Raw genomic sequence first — 15,462 nt, forward strand, 5'->3', positions numbered from 1 at the left:
GGATGACTACGAATATGGCGCCGCACTGCGGCTAGAGCACGGGCAGGGCTTTTGATACAGCCTTATAACTGATTGTAATCTAATTCCTGAACCAGCCCTTGCGGAAAAAGTAAATCAGCATGCCGCCGGCAATGGCGGCCATGATGAGCAGCACCGTGGGGTAGCCCCAGGGGTTGTACAGCTCGGGCATGTTCAGGTGGTTGATGCCGCCGCCGGGCCGCTCGCGGGCGAAGTTCATGCCGTAGAGGCCGGCCACGAAGCTGAGCGGAATGAAGATGGCGCTGATCATGGTCAGCACTTTCATCACCTCGTTCATGCGGTTGCTCTGGTCCGACATGTACAGGTCAATCAGGCTCGATACGGATTCGCGGTAGCTTTCCGAGAGGTCCATGGCCTGAATGGCGTGGTCGTAACAGTCGCGGAAAAACACCTTGATTTCCTCGGGCACCACCTCGTCGTGCAGGCGCAGCAGCTCCAGAATCTTGTCGCGCTCGGGGTACACCAGGCGGCGGAAGCGCACGATGTCCTTCTTGATCTGCAGGATGCGGGCCAGCAGGCGCTTGGAGGCCCGGTCGCGGATGATGATGTTTTCCAGCTCCTCGATGTAGTCGCCGATGGCGGCCATGGTGGGGTAGTAGTGGTCGAGCACCACGTCGGTGAGGGCGTAGGCCAGGTACAGCGGGGGGCGCTGCTTGATCTGGCTGAAGCCCGAGCGGATGCGCTGCCGCACCGAGTCGAGGCAGTCCTCGTAGTCGTCCTGGAAGGAGAGGACGTAGTTGGGGCCGGTGAAGATGCTGAGCTGGTCGTCGTCGATTTCGAGCCGGGCGGTGAATTCCGTCATGCGCGAGACGAGGAACAGGCGGTTGTCGCCGAACACTTCCACCTTGGCCCGCTGGTAGTCGCCAATGACGTCCTCCATCTGCAGCGGGTGCAGCTCGAAGTCCAGCATGATGCGCTCCATCAGGGCCACGTCGCCGTAGCCGCGCACGTCGATCCAGTGGCGGCGCTCGGGCTGGCTGCGGAAGCGCTGCAGCAGCTCGTCGTAGGAGCGGTACTCGGCCTCCTCGTAGCCGGTCTGGTCGTAGCTGAAGAGGAACAGCCGGGGCGGCAGGGCATTGGCACTGGGGCGCAGGGTGCCGGGGCGGGCGCCCACGCCCTGCATGCGGGCCTGGCGGGTGGCGTCGCGGTCGGTTACGCTGGCGGCGGCATCGGCCACGTCGTCGGGGGCCGTGGCCGGGCCGGGCATGGTGGCGGCGGAGGCACCGGCCATCATCGGGCCGGTTTCCGGGGCGAATTCGGACATAGGTAAGCGGGGGCGTAGCGGGAGCCGGCGGCTGGCTCCGGCGTAATGCTACGCAGATGCGGGCAGAAAGTGCTGCTTCGGGGGCTGGCCCAGTGCCCGTTGCAGCATCCTCCGGCCGATTTTGCCGTACTTGCGCCCTTTCGCAACCGCTTTCCCCTTGCCCGGCCCGCCGTTCCCCGCCTTTTCGTCCGCCGTTTCGTCGCCGCAGCTGCTGCCGGGGGAGGCGGGGCGTTATTGGCTGCGCTGGCTGCCGGAGCCCGCCGCCCCGCCGCTGCCCCCGGCCGCCGAGCTGTACCTGTACCTGCGGCCGGCCCAGCTGGCGCTGGGCGGACCGGTGCGCGTGGCCGTGCTGGAAGACGCGCACCGGGGCCTGACGGTAGCCTGGTGGCCCATCTTTCAGCTGCCCGACGGCTCGGCCGGCAGCTCGCCCGCGGCGCCCTTCGGCGGCCCCCAGCTACTGGTGCCCGGCCTGCCCATTCCGGTGCTCGATGCCTGGCTGGCGGCCGTGCAGCAGCAGCTTACGGCCCAAGGCCTCCGCCGCCTGACGCTGCGCCTGCCGCCCTTCGCCTACGAGCCGCAGCGCAGCGGTCCGCTGGTGGCGGCCCTGCAGCGCCAGGGCTACCGGGTACAGCTGGCCGAAATGGACACTTACCTGCCCTTCAGCCGCGACTACGAAGCCCACCTGCACCCCTCGGAGCGGCGACGCCTGCACAAGTGCGAGCGGCACGGCCTGCGCTTCGAGCAGGAGCCGCCCCTGCTGCTGCCCCTGGCCTACGACTTTCTGCGCCGCTGCCGCGAGGAGAAGGGCCAGCGCCTGTCCCTGACCGAGGAGCGGCTCACCCAGCTGTTTCGCGACTTCCCGCGCGACTACCTGCTGTTCTCGGTGCGCGACGCCCAGGGCGACTGGGCGGCCCTGACGGTGGCCGTGCTGGCCGGCGGCGGAGTGCTCTACAACTTCTACCCGGCCAGCCCGCTGCGCTACAACAGCTTCAGCCCGGTAGTGCTGCTCAACGCCGGCCTGCACGCCTTCGGCCGGGCCAGCGGCCTGCGCCTGCTCGACCTGGGCACCAGCACCCTGCCCACGGGCCCCAACGAGTCGTTGCTGCGCTTCAAGCGCCACCTGGGCGGCGTGCCGAGCCTGAAGCTCACGCTGGTACGGGAATAAGGGCAGGAGTTGTCGGGGCTGCCGGATAAGCCAGTGCGCCTCAGGTGCACTCCCCCCGGACTTTTCGCGGCTCCCGCTAGGGTAGGGCTGCTTGGCGGCTCCGTTTGTCTCGCTAGCTTATTCACATGAAGCCCCTGTTTACCGTTTTATCCCTGGCGGGCCTGCTGCTGCCGGCGGCCGCCTCGGCCCAGCAGTGGCGCCTCGACGTGGTCGGGGCGGGCACGCTGACCCATATGGCCAACCGCTCCACCGTGCGCAGCAACGTATACCAGCCCCTCTATGTGGGGTCGGGGCTCAAGAGCAAGGCCGCCTACCAGGTAGGACTGCGCATCAGCACGCCCCTGCGCGAGAACCTGGCGCTGGAAGCCGAGCCGCGCTACAGCCGGGTGCGCGGCTCCTTCGACTACCGCTTCAGCCAGAGCGAGGCCACGGTGGGGGTGGGAGGCGGGCTGGCCGGCGGCTACTGGCAGCTGCCCCTGGGCCTGCGCTACACCCTCAGCCGCAGCGCCCAGCGGCCCCAACTACTGGTGCGGGTGGTGCCCGGTTACGGCGCGCTGCACCCCGTCGACCCCGTGGGGGGAGTGCCGAATAACTACGCGGGCTTTTACCGGCCGCCCACGCCGACGAAAATTGCCCTGGGCTACGCCACCCGGCCGGCGCACTGGCAGCTGGGCCTCGAAGCCGGGGTGGGCATCGACGTGCTCCGCCGCCTCAACCTGGGGCTGCTGCTCTACCACGGCCTTACCCCCGCCCAGGTGCTGAGCACCCGGGGCAGCGCCGAGTACTTCGAAGAGGCCACGCGCCAGCAGAAATCGTATACCATCAGCGGGCAGGTGCGCGCCCGCCTGACCACCTTAAGCCTGCAGGCGGCCGTGCGGCTGCACTGAGCGGCCGCACGGGCTGCCGCTGCTACCTTGCGGCCCCGTAGCCCCCGCGCATGAGCCTGCCCGCCGCCGAAGACGACGCCCCCGAAACCCTGCCCGCCCCGCCGCTGCCGGCCGCCGGTGGGCTGGCGCGCTTCGTGCGCGGCTCCCTGGGCTCGGGAGCCTCGGTGCTGGCGCGGGCGGGCGGGGCGCTGGTACTCAACAAGCTGCTGGCCGTGTACGGCGGCCCCGGCGGGCTGACCTTGCTGGCCCACTTCCAGAACCTGATGGCCCTGCTCACCACCCTGCCCAACGACGGGGTGCACGTGGGCATCGTGCGCTACCTGGCGCCGCGCCGGCCGGGCTCCCGCAGCTGGCGGCTGTGGCTGGGCACCGGGGCGCTGCTCAACGCGGCCGTGCTGCTGCTGGGCTTTCTGGCCCTGCCGGTGCTGCGCGGGCCGCTGCTGGCGGCTTTCCGTCCTTCGCCAGCCTGGGTGCTGGGCGTGGTGCTGGGCATCACGCTGCTCACCGCCCACGCCTACCTGGCCGCGGTGCTGCTGGCCGCCCAGCGCCTGCGCGCCTACGTGCTGCTGACCATCGTGCTGAGCCTGCTCGGGCCGCTGGCCGTGGCCGCCGCCCTGCTGCTGCGCCGGCCCGTGACGGAAGCCCTGCTGGCCTACCTGCTGGCCCAGGGCCTGACGGCCTTGCCCACGGCCGTGGTAGCGGCCCGCGCCGGCCTGCTGGCCCCGTTGCGCGGCCGCCTCAGCCAGCCGGCCCTGCGGGGGCTGGGGCGCTTTCTATTGATGGCCCTGAGCGTGCTGGTGTGCAGCAAGGTCGTGGATTTTGCCGTGCGCGACTTGCTCATCGGCCGCTTCAGCCTGGTGCAGACCGGGCTGTGGCAGGCGGTGGCCAAGCTGTCGGACAACTACACCATGGTGTTTTCGGCCGTGATGGGGGCCGTGTTCTACCCCCGGCTGGCGGCCCTGGCGGCGCAGCCGGCTGCCCGGCGAACCTACGTGCGGGCCGTGCTGGGTTTGCTGGCCGCGGCGCTGGCCCTGGGCCTGGGCGCCCTCTGGCTGCTGCGCGACTGGCTGCTGCCCCTGCTCTTCGACGCGCGCTTTGCCGGGGCCCGCGCCCTGCTGGCCCCGCAGCTGGCCGGCGACTGGGCCAAGTTTCTGTGCTGGACCCTGCTGTACCTGCTCATTGCCGAGGCCCGGGTGGGGCGCTACGTGCTGGTGCAGGTGCTGTCGGCGGGGGTGTACCTGGGGCTGCTGGCCCTGCTGCTGCCGCGCTTCGGGCTGCTGGGCGCCCCGCTGGCCCACGCCGGCCGCTTCGGGCTGCTGCTGCTGGGCTGCCTGGGATACTTCCGGGGCTACTTCCGCCGCTGAGGGCGGCAGGAGGAGTATCGAATAATTTAAAAATAAATCATTCGATACTTTTCGCGGGGCCGGGCCAGAGTATCAAATAATTTATTTTAAAATCATTCGATACTCTGGCCCGGCCGCAGGAGGGAGGGCGCCGCGGCTGGGCTGGCTGAGCAAGCAGCTGCTTGTCGTCAGCCGCCGCCTACGGAATACCCTGCAGCTCGCCCCCGGCGCATCGACTGGCCCGGTTCCGGCTCACCAGTCAGGCCGGGGGCAGCCGACCGCCACAGGCCCCGCCGCCGGTCGGGTCCCGGCACGCGGCGTCAGCCAGGCTTGGTGGTGCCCGGGCGCCGCTGTCGGCTGGTCGCCGTATTTTCGGCCGCCGTACCCTGCTCCGTGTCACTCAGTCACTCATTCACCCCGTCACCGCTCGTTACCATCGTGGCCTTGTGCCACAACCACGCCCGCTTTCTGGCCGAGGCGCTGGACTCGGTGGCGGCTCAAACCTACCCGCACCTGGAGGTGTGGCTGGTCGACGATGCCAGCACCGACGGCAGCCAGCAGTTGCTGCAGGCATACGCCGCCCGCTACCCGCACTGGCACCTGCTGCTGCTGCCGGCGGGCGTGGGCAACTGCCGGGCCTTCAACCAGGCTCTGCGCCGCAGCCGGGGCGAGTACCTCATCGACTTCGCCACCGACGACGTGCTGCTGCCCGAACGCGTGGCCCGGCAGGTGGCTTTCATGCAGGCCCAGGGCCCGCGCTGCGGCATTGCCTACCACGACTGCGAGCTGATTGACGAGCAGGGCCGGCACGTGCGCTTTCATTTCCGCCGCGACGCCGCCGGCCGGCCGGTGCACCCGCGCCCCGCCAGTGGGCCGGTGTTTGCCGAGGTGCTGCGCCGCTACTTTATCAGCACGCCCACCATGATGGTGCGCCGCGCCGTGTTTGAGGAGCTGCAGGGCTACGACGAGACGCTGGCCTACGAGGATTTCGACCTGTGGGTGCGCGCCGCCCGCCACTGGGACTTCGGCTTTCAGGACGAGGTACTGACCCGCAAGCGCCTGCGCCCGCGCTCCATGTCGACCAAGGCCTACCGCCCCGGCGACCCGTACGTGGCCTCCACCATCCGCGTCTGCCAGAAGGCCCTGGCCCTGTGCCGCGACGCCGCCGAGCGGGCCGCGCTGGCCGTGCGCCTGCGCTGGGAGCTGCGCCAGGCCCTGCGCTTTGGCGGTGGCCCCGAGGCGTGGCAGCTCTACGCCCTGCTGCGCCAAACCGGCCAGCAACAGCCGCTGGATTATGCCCTCGGTCTGCTGGCCCGGGTGTGGAAGTGAAAGTTGAGGTTGCTGATTTTATTGTGTTTGGTTTATAGCAGGTTATGGCATGTAGTTGCTAATGCCAATAGACGGAAGCTTTAACTCCTGACGGCCTGTTACAACCGGCTCGTATTACCCGAATCAGCGCACAACGCCAGCCGCGTAGCGGCGCCACGTCAATAGCCAAAACGAGTACATAGAACGGCCAAGCTCCGGAGGAGCGGCACCCTAACCGCGCGGTCAAGGTGCCGCTCCTCCGGAGCTTGGCCGTTCATTTTCGACAAGGTTTTTCTATTGACATGGCGCCGCTACGCGGCTGTAAACGAAACCCGGCATCAGCACCCAAGTACGCCTCAATCACCAATCACCAATCACCATTTCACCTCATACAGCTCCACCGGTCCGTCGTGGGCCAGCAGACGGCGGCGGGGGTACCAGCTTAGCACGCTGTCGGGGGAGTAGCGCAGCAGCTTGCGGGTGAGTTCGGGGTTGCTCAGAGTGGCCCGGTTGAGCAGCAGCCAGGCCGTATCGGCGGGCGCCAGCTGCACCGAGTCGCGGGCCCAGTAGCGGCGGAAGCGCAGGCCCGGCGGCACCTGGTAGGCGTAGTAGAAGTCGTAGTTGCCGATGAGGTAGTCGTCGACGAATACCACCCCGCGGCGCGGCGCCTGCAGGTAGCGGCCGATGAGACGCGTCTGCGGAAAGTGGGCCGACACGCTGGGCTTGCGCATGAAGTGCAGGGGCCGCAGCAGCAGTACCGCCGCCAGCCCCAGCAGCCCCAGCGCCGCGTACGAGGTACTGCCGGCCGGCCAGCGGCGCCGCAGCGGCGCCAGGGCCAGCGCGGCCAGCACCGCGGCCGCCCCGAGGTACAGGATGGCCACGCTGCTGCGGTCGAGGGTGGCCAGCAGGGCCAGCCCCAGCGCGTACCAGCCCGCCCGGCGCCCGGTGCGCAGCACGTCGGCCAGGCCGAAGCCCGCCGCCAGCACCAGCGGCGGCAGCAGGGGCGTGAGCATCCGGGGGGAGAGGCTGATGGGGTTGTAGTGCGCCAGCGAGGTGCTGCCCAGCCAGTAGCAGGCCAGCGTGCTGAAAGCCAGGCCCTGCCAGAAGTGCCGGTCGTCGGCCGCGCCCCGGCCCGGTTCGGCGGGGCGTACCGGCCACAGGCTGCCCAGCGCCAGCAGCAGGGCCAGCCCCAGCCCGGTGCCGATGAGGAACTGCGCCGGCCCCAGGGTGAGGCGGTGCAGCAGCGCGGCCCGGCTGCCCTGCAGGTAGTTGCCCTCGGCCAGCACCTCGTTGGTGCGCTCAATCAGGTGCAGGCGGTAGAGCGCGTCATTGGTCTGCCAGTGGTAGAAGGCCAGGTAGCCCGTCAGCAGCGCCGCCCCGGTGCCGAATGCGGCCCGCCAGAACCGGCCGTGGCGGCGGTGGCGGGCGTCGAGCAGCAGCAGGCCCAGGTAGAAGGACGCGTAGTAGACCACCGTTTCCTTGCAGAGCAGGGCGGCGAAGTTCAGCCCCGCAAAGGCTACGCCCCAGAGCGTTTCGGCCCGGCCCGGCTGTCGGCCCCGCCACAACGCCAGTGCCGCGCCCAGGCAGGCCAGCATGTTCACGTTGTCGGGGTAGAGGTAGTTGGTCAGGTTCAGGCTGAAGTAGTGCAGCCCGAGCAGCAGCAGGGCCCCGGCCGCCACCAGCGGGGCGCGGCGGCGGTAGGCGGCCCACAATAGCCCCAGGCAGGCCAGGGTGCAGAGCAGGGGCCAGAGCGTGGTGCTCCAGATGTTCACCCCCAGCAGCGCGTACAGCCCCGCCACCGGCCCGAAAATCAGCCACCGCTCGTGCAGCGGGTCGTGGAGCAGGCGCTGCGGGTCGGGGCCGAGGTGGAAGCGGCCGGTGAGCAGCTGCTGGGCGTAACGCGAGTAGAAGTAGTCGTCGAGGGCGTACAGGCCTTCGTGGGTCAGCACGAAGTAAGCCACCGTGACGAGCACGACCAGCCCCAGCAGCAGGGTGGGCAGCAGGCGGAGCCGGAGGTGCGGGGAGGAATTCACGGCGGCGAAAATCGGGAAAGAAACCGCAGATGCTACGAAGGCCGGCGCAGATACACCGGATTTAGGCCGGCGCGGGAACTGGTTTATCCCGCCCACCCGGCCCCGGCGCGGTGCGTCAGCCCGGGTGCCGCGGCAGGCCGGCGTAGCCTCAGCGGGGCAGCCGGCGCCGATTCGCGTACTTTGCGGGCTATGGAGCAGGCCCGCTTAGGCTACTGGTTGCGCGTCGTGGGGCTGCCCGTGCTGCTGGTGCTGCTCACGGCCACGGTGCTCGGCAGCCACTACGAAACCAACGACGACTTCTGCCTGACCCTGCTGCTGCGGGGGCGCACGGCCGCCGCGCCCGTCACCAACCTGCACCTGTACTTCCACGGCTGGGCCTGGGTGCTGGCCCGGCTCTACCAGCTGGCCCCCGCCGTGCCCTGGTACGGCCTCACGCTCTACGCCCTGCTCACCCTGGCCCTGGTGCTGCTCACCAGCGTGCTGGAGCGGCTGCTCGCGCCCCACACCACCGCTTGGCCGCGGGCCGCCCTGCTGACCGTTTTCCTGGTGCTGGCCGGGTTGGAGCACGCGCAGTGGTTCAACTACCTGCGGGTGCCGCTGCTGCTGAGCGGGGCCGGGCTGCTCTGGGCCGCGCAGCAGCCGGCCGCCCGCCGCTGGGTGCTGCCCGTCAGCCTGTTGCTGTTTGCCGCCGCCTGGGCTATCCGCCCCAGTGCCGCCGTGCTGGGCGCCGCCCTGGTAGCGCCGGCCGCCTGGTGGTTGGCGGGCCGCCGGGCCGGGCGCGTGGTGGCGGGCTTCGGGGCCGTGGCCCTGCTGCTGGGCCTGCTGGTGCAGCTCACCCGCTCGCCCGAAGCCACCCGCTACCGCCGCCTCGACGTGCTCAAGTCCGCGGTGCTCGACTACGGCTGGCAGGTGCCCGCCCCCCACACCCGCGCCGACAGCCTGGCCGTGCAGGCCGTGGCCGAATGGTCGTTCGGCGACTCCACGCTGGTCGACGAGGCGCTTTTCCGGCGGGCCTACCGGCCAGCGCCCTGGGCCAAGGTGCTGCCCGGTAAAGCCTTCGATGCCTTCGTGCTGGTCGTGCGCGACTATTTCCCCCTGCTGATCCTCAACGCGCTGCTGCTGGCCCTGGGCCTGAACCTGCCCGCCGCGCTGCGCCGCCGGCAGTGGCTGTACGTGCTGGGCGGCGTGGGGCTGCTGCTGGGTCTGGCGCTGGCGCTCAAGCTGCCGCCGCGCCTGGCCGGGCCGCTGCTGACGTTGTTTACCGTGGCCCACGCGGCCGGGGTGCTGCGGCAGCCGCTGCGCCTGCCCAAGGGCCGCCCCCTGCGCCCGCTGCTGCTGGCCGCGCTGCTGGGCCTGTACCTGCTGAAAGTGGGGCACCGGCGGCAGGTGCTGGCCGCCGAGGAGCAGCAGCACCGCCGGTTTGTGCAGGCGCTGGGCGCCCACCGGGCCGGGCCGCTGGTGGGCATGCAGGTGGAGGAGCAGTTCAAGTCCCTCTCGCCCTTCCGGCAGTACGTGCCGGCCGCCGGGCCGCCCTGGCTGCTGCTCACCGGCTGGCCCACGCTCGACCCCTCGCAGGCCCGGCTGCGGCAGCAGCTCACCGGCAGCCGCAACCAGCGCGAAGCCCTGCGCCGCCTGCGCCGACGCCCCGGGGTGCGCTGGCAGAATGTGCACCTTCAGCTGCCCCCGAAGCGCCGAGAGGAGCTGTAGGGGCTGAACGGCCGCCTGTTGGCCGCGTTTCAACGATTGGTGCAAATTATTCGGCTCGTCGCAACAATAATCCAAGACGCCGCAGAGCTTTTCCCGCCCGAAGCTCGTATGAAGAAGTACCTGCGCCCAGCCGCAAGCTTTCCACCCGGCAATTGCCTACTTTTGGCCTTTCCCCACGCGCTCCGTCCTTCTTCCTCCATCATCTTTTCCCTCACCGCATGATTGCCACCGTGACTTCCCGCGGCGAAGTATTGCAGCACCTCGAAGTCTTTCTGCGCGAGAACATGGGCTCGTTCCTGAAGAAAGTTGAGGACAGCTGGCAACCGTCCGACTTCCTGCCCGACTCGCGCCTCGACAATTTCTTCGACGAAGTAAAACTGCTGCGCGAGCGGGCCAAGGAGCTCAGCTACGACCTGCTGGCCGTGCTCATCGGCGACACCATCACCGAAGAAGCCCTGCCCAACTACGAAGCCTGGTTTCACCAGCTCGATGACCTGAACCGTGACCCCAACAACGGCTGGGCCCAGTGGATCCGGGGCTGGACGGCCGAGGAGAACCGCCACGGCGACCTGCTCAACCGCTACCTCTACCTCTCCGGCCGCGTAAACATGCGCGAGTTCGAGATGAGCACCCAGTACCTCATTGCCGACGGCTTCGACCTGGGCACCGCCCACGACCCGTACCGCGCCTTCGTGTACACCTCCTACCAGGAAGCGGCCACCAACCTCTCGCACCGCCGCGTGGGCACCCTGGCCCGCAAAGCCGGCGACGCGGCCCTCAGCAAGCTCTGCGGCATGATTGCCGGCGACGAAGTGCGCCACGCCCGCGTGTACCAGACCTTCGTGGAGAAAATCTTCGAAGTGGACCCGAGCGAGATGATGCTGGCCTTCGAGGACATGATGCGCAAGAAAATTGTGATGCCCGCCCACTACATGCGCGAGCTGGGCGTGGAAATCGGCAAGACCTTCGGCCACTTCACCGATGCGGCCCAGCGCCTCGGGGTGTACACCAGCCAGGACTACACCGACATCCTGGAAGGCCTCATCCAGACCTGGAAAATCGACCAGCTGACCGGCCTCAACGGCCAGGCCGAAAAAGCCCGCGACTACGTGATGAACCTGCCCGGCCGCCTGCGCCGCGTAGCCGACCGCATGCCGGTGCCCAAGCTGGAGTACAAGTTTAAGTGGATTGAGTAAATGGCCTAATGGCTAAATGGTTGTATGGCTGAATTGTTGACCGTTTAGTTAGCCGTGTACTGCATCCAAGCAAAAGGCCGACTCCGCAAGGAGCCGGCCTTTTGCTTTAAACTGAATCCGGAACGAATCAGCCATTTGACAATTCCGCCATCCAGCCATTCAACTATCCTGGTGCTCCACCATGGTGATGAGCCCTTCCTTTTTGGGCATCTCGTAGACGATGGTGCGGGTGCCGCCCGAGGGTGTGCTGTTGGGGTCGTCGGGGCGGTAGATGGGAAAGCTGCGGATGAGGCGCCGGCCCTCCACGCGGAAGGAGTCGTGGCCGAGGTAGCCCTCGGCGGCGGGGCCTTCCAGGGTGGGCAGGCTCAGGGGGCGCCGGCCCCGGCTCAGGAACTCGTAGCCCACCAGCCGGCCGTAGGAGCCGCTGCCCGCGTCGGCCACGAAGACCAGCAGCTCGGGGAAGTCGTCGTTGTTGAGGTTGCTCACCTGCGCGTCGAGCACGGTACCCTCGATGTTGTCGGTCATGGCGGCCAGCTCCCGGCCCAGGCGCTCGGCCCGCCAGCGCAGCTGCCGCTGCGAGCCGGTGCCCACCGTTTGCACGGCGAAGCTGTAGTCGCCGCGGCTTAGCTCTTTCTGGTAGCTCACGGCTGCGGCGGAGTTGGTAGGCGTGGAGAGCGGGGCGGCGCTTTCGGTGGCGCTGCGCTGCGAGTCGCAGGCCGCCGCAGTGCTCAGCAGCAGGGCGGCTGCGGCCAGCCGGGGTAGGTGCTTGGTCATGGCAGAAAAGATGGGGCCGGACCGCCGCCGGGGCGGTCGGCTGGGTTCAGGTGTTCGGGGAGGGGCGGTACCCGGGTTATACGCACCAGTGGCGGCCGGGTGGCGGTGGCGCGGCTTTGCTTTTGCCCGGAACGGGGTACCGGCGCAAGAAAAAAGCCCGCCATTCGGCGGGCTTTTCCTGCAAATACGCGGCGTCGGCCTTAGGGCTTGGGCGGCGTGGTAGTCGGGGCCGTCGTGGTAGTGGTCGAGTTGATTTTCGGCATGGCCTCCACCGGCGTCGTCTGGGTCGGCGTAAGCAGGCCCTGGGCGTTCAGCTGGTACTCCACCGTCTGCGACTGACCGGTGGCCGTGGCGCTGGCGTCGGTGCCGGTGTACACCGGGTAGGTGCGCACGAGGCGGTTGCCGCGGATTTCGTATTTATCCTCGCCCTTATAGCCGGTAGCCAGGTCGTTGCTGAGCTTGGGCAGGGCCTGAATCGGGCGAAACGACTTGTCGACGAACTCGTAGGCTTCGACGCCGCCCATGCCCATCGTGCCGCCGCTGGTGAAGACGTACAGCTCGGGGTTGCCGTTGCCGTTCAAATCGCCCATCACGGCATCGGTTACGTTGCCTTTCACGTTCAGGCGCACCGGGTCGGTTACCAGCGCGTCGCCGCGGCGGGTCTTGATGGTGAGCTGCTGCCCGTTGTCGAGGGTGTTGGACTGGATCTGAAAGCGGTACTCGCCCTGGCTCAGGTCGCGGGAGAAGGCCACGTCGCCGGGAGTAGTGACGGTGGTTTCCACGGTAGCCGTGCCCGAGGAGGTATCAGTGGTGCTGCGCGCCGAGTCGCAGCTACCCAGCAGCACCAGCGCCGCAGCGCCCAGTTGCCACACCGGAGTGAGAAGTTTCATAAGGGTATGTGTTGGAAGTGGAGAGAAGTCGCAGTATTGTCGGTGCGCTATACTAACGCCTCCTATTCCGCTGGGGTTACGTTTTGGGCATTATTTAACCCTACTGCACTACCTGCACGCCCTTCCAGAAAGCCACCCGCCCGCGGATGTTTTCGGCGGCCGGTTTGGGGTCGGCGTAGTACCAGGCCGCGTCCTTGTTCAGCTGCCCATCGACGCGCACGGAGTAGTAGCTGGCGCGGCCCTTCCAGGGGCAGGTAGTGCCGGCAATGCTGTCCTCAAAGTACTCGCGCTTAATGGAATCGGCGGGGAAGTAGTGGTTGTTTTCGACCACCACCGTATCGTCGCTTTCCGCCAGCACGGCGTTGTTCCAGATGGCTTTCATGGGGCTAGGGGCTTGGGAGCTTAGGGTCTTGGGGGCTTGGCTGACTTTGCGGGCCGCTGAGTATACGTAGCCTGAAGACGAATAATCCTGCTGGCAAAAAACGTCACCAAGCCCCCAAGACCCTAAGCTCCCAAGACCCCAGGTGAACATTGCCGGCCCGGCCGTTGTTTTCTGAGTCCATTCCTCCTGACTATGGCTGTTGGCTTCCGCTTCCGCGACTTTGTACCCGACGAAACGCCCGAGAAGGGCTTCGATACCCTCTTCAAGCTGTTCATGCAGCTGGTTACCATCACCGCCGGCGACGTGTCGGAGGCCCTGCAGTGGCTTAACGAGCTGGACAAGCAGTACGGCCTGACCGACGACGAGTACGGCATGGGCGACTTCATCGAGGACCTGAAGAAGAAGGGCTACATCGATGAGAACGAGCAGCAGCTCGGCGAGCTGAAGATTACCGCCAAGTCGGAGCAGCTGATTCGCAAGTCGGCGCTGGAGGAAATCTTCGGCAAGCTCAAGCGCGGCACCCAGGGCAACCACCGCACCCCGCACGCCGGCCAGGGCGACGAGCTGACGACCGATCTGCGCGACTACCAGTTCGGCGACACCATCGAGCAGATCGAAATGACCGAGAGCCTGCGCAACGCCCAGCTCAACCACGGCCTCGACGGCAACTACCTGCTCACCGAGGGCGACCTGGAAGTGCGCGACACCGAGCACAAGACGCAGACGAGCACGGTGCTGATGATTGACATTTCGCACTCGATGATTCTGTACGGCGAGGACCGCATCACGCCGGCCAAGAAGGTGGCCATGGCCCTGGCCGAGCTGGTGAAGCAGAAGTACCCCAAGGACTTTCTCGACATCATCGTGTTCGGCAACGACGCCTGGCAGATTGAGGTGAAGGACCTGCCTTACCTGCAGGTGGGGCCTTACCACACCAACACGGTGGCCGGGCTGGAGCTGGCCATGGATTTGCTGCGCAAGCGCAAGACGGCCAACAAGCAGATTTTCATGATAACGGACGGCAAGCCTACCTGCCTCAAGGAGCCCGGCGGCTACTACAAGAACTCGTTCGGGCTGGACCGTAAGGTGGTGAACAAGACCCTGAACCTGGCCGCCGCCGCCCGCCGCCTGAAGATTCCCATCACCACCTTCATGATTGCCTCCGACCCGTACCTGCAGCAGTTCGTGCGCGAGTTCACCGAGACGAACCAGGGCAAGGCCTACTACAGCTCCCTGAAAGGCCTGGGCAGCATGATTTTCGAGGACTACAAGCGCAACCGCCGCAAGAGCCTGTAGGCGGTGAAATAGTGAGGTGGTGAAATGGTGAGTGTCGTTCTGATTTGCTTGAACGACACTCACCATTTCACCACCTCACTATTTCACCGCTACGCCAGCGCGTCGGCGGTGGAGCTGGCGGTTTCGTGCATTTCCTGCAGCTTGTTCAGCCACTCGGCCTTGGGCGTGGCGGGCGGCGGGGTGCTGCTCATCGTGTAGGCCGCGTTAACGTAGTCGGGGAAGGTGCCGGTCCAGCTCTGGGGCGTGAGCGGCAGGCAGTGGGTCAGCACGGTTTGGAGGTTGGCCATGCTGTGGTTGGAAATCGGGTTGTACTCCCACCAGTGAATGCGCCGGAAGGCCACCTCGAACTGCGCCCCGATGCTCACGTAGCTCAGGATTTCCATGGGATAGTCGGGCACCAGGTCGTGGTAGTTCACTACGCGGGTAATGGCCTGGGTGGCGCCCGAATCGTCGCAGGCGGCCTGCCAGGTGGCGTCGCCCACGCGCGGGCTGGCGAAGTTCAGGCAGGTCAGCGCCCGGCCCGGCTGGCTGACGCTCAGGTCGAGGGCAAACAGCTGCGAGAGGGCCGCGCCCAGGCTGTGGCCGGTGGCGTATACCGGCGTGGCGCCGGCCGGCAGTAGACTGAACACCTGATCCTGCATGGAGGCCGTCATGGAGCCGCCCTTGGTCAGGTAGATGTCGAAAAAGCCGGTGCTGACGCTGGCGGGCGTGGGCAGGCTGTTCTGGTAGGGCTGGAAGGGGCACAAATCCCAGAACGAGTCCTCGATAATGTCCAGGGTGGAGTCGGTGCCGCGGAAGGCCACGATGTAGCCGGGCTGGGCGGTGGCCGAGCCGGCGTACTGGAACACCAGCCCGAACTTCTCCTCCTTGTCGAAGGGCCCGAGCCAGCCGTCCCAGCCGGTGAAGCCCCCGACGAGCGTGCAGTTGTCGGGCATCGTGTACGGCTTGCCGGCGTACTCGGCGTAGGCGGCCAGCGAAGCCTGGGCCAGCACCAGCGTCAGGCTCTGGTCGAGCGTGAGGGCGGGGGCGGCGGTGAAGGGCGCGGACGAAGTGGAATCGGCCATGAGCGTGGAAAGGGTTGGTGGAACGGCCGCAAAGATTCCGTTCTGCCAGACGCAGCGCCTCAGTGCCAGCACTGAATTTTCGGCGGGCTTGGTAAACAGGAGGAACGAGAAAAA

13 protein-coding genes are annotated in these 15,462 nt (G+C 67.5%); 7 read left to right on the forward strand and 6 right to left on the reverse strand.

The genetic code is table 11. The annotated features are described in order from the left end of the window. Nucleotides 1–79 precede the first annotated feature (79 nt). Complete coding sequence (corA, locus tag EJV47_RS05235; RefSeq protein ID WP_243651019.1) at nucleotides 80–1,303, reverse strand: magnesium/cobalt transporter CorA; 1,224 nt, start codon at nucleotides 1,301–1,303, stop codon at nucleotides 80–82. A 157-nt stretch (nucleotides 1,304–1,460) separates the two neighbouring features. Here corA and EJV47_RS05240 point away from each other — a divergent pair, with 157 nt between their 5' ends. From EJV47_RS05240 to EJV47_RS05255, 4 genes are all read left to right on the forward strand, one after another. Further along, nucleotides 1,461–2,468 (forward strand): GNAT family N-acetyltransferase, encoded by a 1,008-nt coding sequence (locus EJV47_RS05240; RefSeq protein WP_126692075.1) that lies wholly within the window; start codon nucleotides 1,461–1,463, stop codon nucleotides 2,466–2,468. Nucleotides 2,469–2,593: 125 nt separating this feature from the next. Then, entirely contained in the window at nucleotides 2,594–3,355 is a 762-nt protein-coding gene (locus EJV47_RS05245; RefSeq protein WP_126692076.1) for a hypothetical protein, read from the forward strand. A gap of 50 nt (nucleotides 3,356–3,405) precedes the next feature. Continuing rightward, a complete protein-coding gene (locus EJV47_RS05250; RefSeq protein ID WP_126692077.1) occupies nucleotides 3,406–4,719 on the forward strand; it encodes an MATE family efflux transporter in 1,314 nt (437 codons plus the stop codon). Between the two features lie 417 nt (nucleotides 4,720–5,136). Further along, a complete protein-coding gene (locus EJV47_RS05255; protein WP_165903626.1) occupies nucleotides 5,137–6,027 on the forward strand; it encodes a glycosyltransferase family 2 protein in 891 nt (296 codons plus the stop codon). 353 nt (nucleotides 6,028–6,380) lie between these two features. Here the strand turns inward: EJV47_RS05255 and EJV47_RS05260 are convergent, their stop codons facing one another. Then, nucleotides 6,381–8,039 (reverse strand): glycosyltransferase family 39 protein, encoded by a 1,659-nt coding sequence (locus EJV47_RS05260; protein WP_126692079.1) that lies wholly within the window; start codon nucleotides 8,037–8,039, stop codon nucleotides 6,381–6,383. A 189-nt stretch (nucleotides 8,040–8,228) separates the two neighbouring features. On the opposite strand from EJV47_RS05260, the gene EJV47_RS05265 reads away from it, so the two are divergent. Both EJV47_RS05265 and EJV47_RS05270 read left to right on the forward strand, forming a co-directional pair. Beyond that, nucleotides 8,229–9,746 carry a hypothetical protein gene (locus EJV47_RS05265; RefSeq protein ID WP_126692080.1) on the forward strand — a complete coding sequence of 506 codons (1,518 nt, stop codon included), beginning with the start codon at nucleotides 8,229–8,231 and terminating at the stop codon, nucleotides 9,744–9,746. A gap of 218 nt (nucleotides 9,747–9,964) precedes the next feature. Beyond that, nucleotides 9,965–10,942 carry an acyl-ACP desaturase gene (locus EJV47_RS05270; RefSeq protein WP_126692081.1) on the forward strand — a complete coding sequence of 326 codons (978 nt, stop codon included), beginning with the start codon at nucleotides 9,965–9,967 and terminating at the stop codon, nucleotides 10,940–10,942. Between the two features lie 159 nt (nucleotides 10,943–11,101). Here the strand turns inward: EJV47_RS05270 and EJV47_RS05275 are convergent, their stop codons facing one another. The 3 genes from EJV47_RS05275 to EJV47_RS05285 all read right to left on the reverse strand — a co-directional run bounded on the left by EJV47_RS05275 (nucleotide 11,102) and on the right by EJV47_RS05285 (nucleotide 12,988). Further along, complete coding sequence (locus EJV47_RS05275; RefSeq protein ID WP_126692082.1) at nucleotides 11,102–11,716, reverse strand: hypothetical protein; 615 nt, start codon at nucleotides 11,714–11,716, stop codon at nucleotides 11,102–11,104. Between the two features lie 200 nt (nucleotides 11,717–11,916). Then, nucleotides 11,917–12,606, reverse strand: coding sequence for a hypothetical protein (locus EJV47_RS05280; protein WP_126692083.1), 690 nt, complete (start codon nucleotides 12,604–12,606; stop codon nucleotides 11,917–11,919). A gap of 100 nt (nucleotides 12,607–12,706) precedes the next feature. Then, nucleotides 12,707–12,988, reverse strand: a complete 282-nt coding sequence (locus EJV47_RS05285) for a DUF427 domain-containing protein (protein ID WP_126692084.1) — start codon at nucleotides 12,986–12,988, stop codon at nucleotides 12,707–12,709. 192 nt (nucleotides 12,989–13,180) lie between these two features. Between EJV47_RS05285 and EJV47_RS05290 the strand changes: the two genes are divergently transcribed. Continuing rightward, nucleotides 13,181–14,284, forward strand: coding sequence for a vWA domain-containing protein (locus EJV47_RS05290; protein ID WP_126692085.1), 1,104 nt, complete (start codon nucleotides 13,181–13,183; stop codon nucleotides 14,282–14,284). Nucleotides 14,285–14,373: 89 nt separating this feature from the next. On the opposite strand, the gene EJV47_RS05295 is transcribed toward EJV47_RS05290, so the two are convergent. Continuing rightward, entirely contained in the window at nucleotides 14,374–15,348 is a 975-nt protein-coding gene (locus tag EJV47_RS05295; RefSeq protein ID WP_126692086.1) for a lipase family protein, read from the reverse strand. Nucleotides 15,349–15,462: the final 114 nt, after the last annotated feature.

The organism is Hymenobacter gummosus, from assembly GCF_003970915.1.
In the GTDB taxonomy this organism is placed as follows: domain Bacteria; phylum Bacteroidota; class Bacteroidia; order Cytophagales; family Hymenobacteraceae; genus Solirubrum; species Solirubrum gummosum.